This is a genomic window from Frankia sp. AiPs1 (assembly GCF_023716945.1).
GTDB lineage: Bacteria > Actinomycetota > Actinomycetes > Frankiales > Frankiaceae > Frankia.
Genome location: NZ_JAMQQF010000444.1, coordinates 1 through 5,081, shown reverse-complemented (window position 1 = coordinate 5,081; position 5,081 = coordinate 1). Strand labels below are relative to the sequence as shown.

Genomic DNA, 5,081 nt, shown 5'->3' with positions numbered 1-5,081 from the left:
GCGCGGACGGGGCGGCCCCGTCGCCCAGCGGCCAGGAGACGAACTGGTGGGCGGGTGCCCGGCCCCCGGGCTCGGCGGCCGGCTCGGCCCCGCCGGGACGCCGGACGGCCAGCTCGGTGACGAGTCGGCGGACGACCGGGACCGCCCGGTCGTCCCGGGGGGCGGCCAGTTCCAGCGACTGGACCAGTGCGTCGAGCATCCCGCGACCCGGCTCGCGGACTGCCTCGGTGACCATGGTGGTCAGCCGGACGGCGAGCCACGGCGAGGTCGGCGCGACGGCGCGCCCGAGCAGGCGGGTCAGCTCGTCCAGCCAGTGCTCGAACCCGGCGGGGTCGGCGATGTACTCCACCCGCATCAGCGCGGCCACCAGCGCGTCGACCTCCCGGGCGGCCGCCGACTGCGCAACGGAGGGATCGTCCCCGCGACCGGGGCCGTGACCGTGACTGTGAGCAGGACCGTCACCGTGAGCAGGACCGTCACCGCGGGCTGCCGAAGTGCTGTCCGCGGCACCCGGACTGTCCGCGGCACCCCGCTGACCGGCGGCACCGGAGCCATCAGCGGCACCAGAGTCATGACCGGCACCGGCGTCATGAATTGCACCGGTGCCGCCGTCGACGACGCCGCGGCCGAGGCGACCGCGGCTGGGTCCCGGTCCCGCGGAACCGGTGCCATCGGGGCGGCCGACGGTACCGTCAGCCTCCGCCGGCTCTCCCCCGCCAGCCGCTGCCTCCCTACCGGCCGCTGCTCCCCTACCGGCCGGCTCGGCACCGCCGGCCAGCTCGGCACCGTTTGTTTCGGCACCACTTGATTCGGCGCCGCCTGGTGGAGTGCGCGGCGGTGGCTCGGTGGCGGGCAGAGTCGATCGGGGCGCCGCCATCTCGAGCAGACGCTGGCAGAACTCCGGGGTCACCGCCGTCTCCCGGATCAGGTAGCCGGCGAGCTCGGCCAGCAGCCCGGGCCGGTGGCCGAGTAGCTCGCCGAGCCGGCCGGCGGTGGCCGGATCGACCATGGGAGCGGCGCTGGTGAGCAGCATGACCGACTCGCGCCGACGCAGCGGCCCGATGACCACCGTCCGCTCCCGCCAGGAGGCCACCGTACGGTCTGCGACGATGAGGCAGTGCGCGCCGCGGCCGGGCAGGTACGGCTCGGCCTCCTCGGGACTGCTCAGCCCCGCGAAGACGAGCAGCCAGCCCTCGCCGGGCACCGGCGCGGCGTCCGCGGCGCAGTCGGCCAGCCGCGCACGGGCCTGGTCGGCGAGCTCGTCGAGCTGGGCGGCGATGTCGGCGCCCCGGGCGCAGTCCACCCACCAGGCGACGTCGTAGCGCAGCTTGTAACGGTGCTGGTACTCCCCGGCGAGCTCCGTCTTCCCGATGTCGGACAGGTCTCCCTCGGGAACGAGGACGAGATGGCCGTGCCGGCACAGGCCGTCCCAGATGTGCTCCAACTCGTCGTCCCGGCCGGCGAACAGTTCGTTCTCCCGGCGGCTGCGCCACACGGGCGGGGACTGCCCGGGCAGGCGGCCCGGGCGACCGAAGGCGGGCACGAGGCTCACCAGCCGCCCCCGGCCTGCACCTCCATCAGAAGCTCGTTGACCACCGCCGGTTCCAGACCGCTGAGGTCCAGTGTCCGCAGGGCACGCAACGGCTCGGGCAACGGCTGGGGGTCGATCGTGGTGCGCACGACGCGGCGGGCCAGCGGACCCTCCTCGCCGAGACGCTCCCAGGCCTCGGTCTCGGTGGTGCCGGGGTGCTCTGGCCGTGGCGCACGAAAGTGCCGTGACAGCAGCACGATCGTGATCTCCGGCTCCCACGAGGCGATGCGGTCCACGGTCTCGGCGAGTCGCTCGCCGCGATTCTGCGCCCACCGCACCTGTCGGACCTCGTGGCGGCTGCGGCGCAGGAGATGTTCGAGCCAGTCGGCCCACTGCTGGTCGGCGCCGACGTAGCTGACGGCGACCCGCCGCGGGGCCGCCCGCGGTGAATCCACCGGCGCCGGCACGAACACCCCGGCGCCGCGGTCCCCGCGGCTGTGATCCGAAGCGGGCGGATCCGCGGCGGGCAGACCCGAAGCGGGCGGATCAGAAGCGGGCGGATCAGAAGCGGGTGATCCCGGCCCCTGCCGCCAGACCAGCCCGCCGGCGGACGGCCGGCCGTCGAGGTCCGCGTAAGCGCCGCTCGGTACCTGCCCGGTGCCGTCGAGGCCATGGGAGCCGAAGGCGGGGCCGGCGGCGCGGATCGCGAACGGGGGCAGGGGGTCGAGATCGATCTGCTCGGCGGCGATGACCCGGGCCGCGAACAGCCGGACGAACGCGTAGTAGCCACTGGGCCCACGCCGCATGTTGCGCATGAGCCACAGCAACCCGTGCTGGCCGTAGACCTCGGGCAGCCCTAGCTTCGCGTCGGCGAGGGCGGCGCGCGCCGCCGGCGGCACCGGGTCGCGGGTCGGCCGCCACAACACCCGCAGGAAACCGTCCTCCAGCCTGGTCGCGCCGGCCTTGCTGAAGTTTTCGACGCGGGCGCCGAAGACCTCCCATTCGCGCCCGCACCAACCGTCCTTGAAAAACGGGTCGGAGCAGAGCGCGACCATCGAGCGGATACGGCCGGCTCCCGCGGCGAGGGCGAGGTCCGGATCCATGCCGGGCCGCGGCCTGGTGTCGAGGATTCCGCCGACCGCGGTCCCGACGAGCAGGCCGAGCTCATACTCCAGATCGGCGTGAAAGCGCTGGACCCAGCGACGGTCCTCTTTGCCGGCATAGGAGACGAAGAAGTAGCTCTTCATCTCGCACACTCGATTACCATCACCGCGCCCCCGGGCCCACCGCCATCCGACGGACGGTGTCACCAAACGCTAGCAGCCAACCGCTCAGCTGGCGATGCCCGCGACACCGAAGTATCAATGACGCCTCAACACGCCATCACCCGGGTGGTGCCGCTCCGCGTACCGCCCACCGCCCGGGGCCGCCCTCGCGCCTTCTCTGCTTACCGTCAACCGGCGACGAGGGTTCTTTCCTTCAGTGCACTTCCCAGTGTTCGGGTTCGAGGCGCAGCCATCGGTCGATCTCCTCCCGCCACCAGATCCGAGTACCACCCCAGGTCGCGGTGCGGTTGACGACCGCAGCGGGGCTCGGTGCGGCCGGATCGACCCGCAGTCGGTGATCGATGGCCTGACGGGTGAGGCCCAGGGCGCGGGCGATGTCGCCGGAGCCGACGAGCAGTGGTAGGTGATCCACGTCTGCCGACGTTAGCCAATCCGAGCCTTGCCGCGCCCGCGACGCCGGCCCGCGGGTGCCGGACGACAGGCGCCCGACGCACAGTGAAACCGCCCGCCGTCGGAGGGTGAGTGGAGGCGGCCGGAACGTTGGGCGGGAGGCTAAAATCCATCATCTGGTGACAGAAAGTCCACGCTGCCGGCGGCTGCCGACGGCCCATGCCGGCCCGGTCGGCGGCGGTTGGCGCACGAGCGCGGGCGGCCGTCCCCCGACGACGGCGACGTCTCGCCGGATGCGCTCCCCGGCGGCGTCCGTCTGTGCTTGGCTGATCACGTGGATCGGACCGTCCGCCGGTCCGGCCGGTGCGATCGGCGAAAGCCGCGGGAACGGAGAACAGTGGGCATTGATCTCGCCAAGGGCGGCAGCGTCGCTCTTGCCGAAGCCACCGAGACCCTCACACACATCACGGTCGGCCTCGGCTGGGATCCCAACCGTCCAGGGGCGGAGGAGTTCGACCTCGACGCGAGTGCGATCGCCCTCCAGGAGAACGATCGGGCGCCCGGCCTGAGCTATTTCGTCTACTACAACAATCTGAGCAGCCCGCGCGGGGAGATCGTGCACCGCGGCGACAACCTCACCGGCGAGGGTGCGGGCGACGACGAGCAGATCGACGTGCGGCTCGACCTGTTGTCCAGCGCGATCACCCGCATCGTGTTCCCGGTAAGCATCCACAACGCCGACTACCGGCACCAGAGTTTTGGTGACGTACACGGCGCGTACATCCGGGTCGTCAACACCGACACCGGCGATGAGCTGGTGCGTTACGACCTGTCGAGCACCGCCGCGCGGGACACCTCGATGCTGTTCGGTGAGCTGCACCGCGATGGCGGCGGCTGGCATTTCCGGGCGCTCGGCGAGGGTGGCGTCGCCGGCCTCGCGGAGATCGCCCGCGGGTACGGTCTCGACGTCTGAACCCCGCGGCCGGCCGGCCGAGACGCCCCGCGGGCGACTGTGACCGTCCCGGCCCGGCACCGGCTCGGAAATGGGTTCAGCTCGTCGACGGGCTCAGCCTGGGGATGCGCTCGGCTCGGGGATGCGCTCGGCTCGGGGATGGGCTCGGCTCAGGGATGCGCTCAGCGGGCGATGGAGGTGTGCTTGAACTCGTTGAGCTCCGGCCAGCCGGTGAGCTGGTCGACGACGCGCTCCACCGCCCGGATGGACGGCGCCGCCTCGGCACCGAGCGGAGCCCGGTTCATCAGCCGCACGAAGACCGCCTGGTCCTCGGCGATGAAGGTGGGCACGCCCCAGACGGAGTGGGAGGCGACGTAGCTCTCGTGCTCGGCCTGGACCCGGGCCAGGGCGCCGTCGTCGACCCGGGCGAGCACCTCGTCGGCGGGCAGCCCGACCGCGGTGAGCGTCTCCCGGATGACTGCGCGGTCCTCGAGATGACGGCCCTCGTCGTGGCGCGCCGCGAACAACGCGCGATGAGCCGCCGAGAACAGATCGGGGTATTCATCCCGGATCACGACGCCGGCCTGCAGGGCGAGAATGCCGGAATCCTGCTCGGGCTTCTCCCAGACGCTGGGCTGGCCCTCCTCGACATGCGCCTGCCCCAGCGAGAAGGGGACAAAATTGACATTCCAGTCGGCACCGGCCGCGAGACCGGTGAGCACGTGTTCGTGCGCGTTGCGCGCGAACGGGCAGCGGTAATCCCAGGTGATCGCGAACGTGGCGGAGGTCATATCCGAGCCAACAGGCGCGCCGCCGGCGATGTTCCGACTCGGCTCGACTTCCGCCGCGGGCGGCGCGCCGGCTTGTCAGCGGCGCAGACCGCGCCGACCGCGGGGCAGCCTCGGCGGCGGCTGGCGAGGCA

5 protein-coding genes are annotated in these 5,081 nt (G+C 72.4%); 1 reads left to right on the top strand and 4 read right to left on the bottom strand.

What is annotated here, in order from left to right; genetic code table 11:
• From ND748_RS24905 to ND748_RS24895, 3 genes are all read right to left on the bottom strand, one after another.
• Window positions 1-1,552 (bottom strand): hypothetical protein (locus ND748_RS24905; RefSeq protein ID WP_251748427.1); only part of this gene is annotated, 1,552 nt, incomplete at its 3' end.
• Window positions 1,549-2,778, bottom strand: a complete 1,230-nt coding sequence (locus ND748_RS24900) for a TIR domain-containing protein (protein ID WP_251748425.1) — start codon at window positions 2,776-2,778, stop codon at window positions 1,549-1,551. The genes ND748_RS24905 and ND748_RS24900, both read right to left, overlap by 4 nt.
• A 232-nt stretch (window positions 2,779-3,010) precedes the next feature.
• Window positions 3,011-3,229 (bottom strand): hypothetical protein, encoded by a 219-nt coding sequence (locus tag ND748_RS24895; protein WP_011603482.1) that lies wholly within the window; start codon window positions 3,227-3,229, stop codon window positions 3,011-3,013.
• A gap of 375 nt (window positions 3,230-3,604) precedes the next feature.
• Between ND748_RS24895 and ND748_RS24890 the strand changes: the two genes are divergently transcribed.
• Window positions 3,605-4,180 (top strand): TerD family protein, encoded by a 576-nt coding sequence (locus ND748_RS24890; RefSeq protein ID WP_251748424.1) that lies wholly within the window; start codon window positions 3,605-3,607, stop codon window positions 4,178-4,180.
• Window positions 4,181-4,341: 161 nt separating this feature from the next.
• Here ND748_RS24890 and ND748_RS24885 read toward each other — a convergent pair whose 3' ends face one another.
• Entirely contained in the window at window positions 4,342-4,950 is a 609-nt protein-coding gene (locus tag ND748_RS24885; protein ID WP_251748422.1) for a DsbA family protein, read from the bottom strand.
• Window positions 4,951-5,081: the final 131 nt, after the last annotated feature.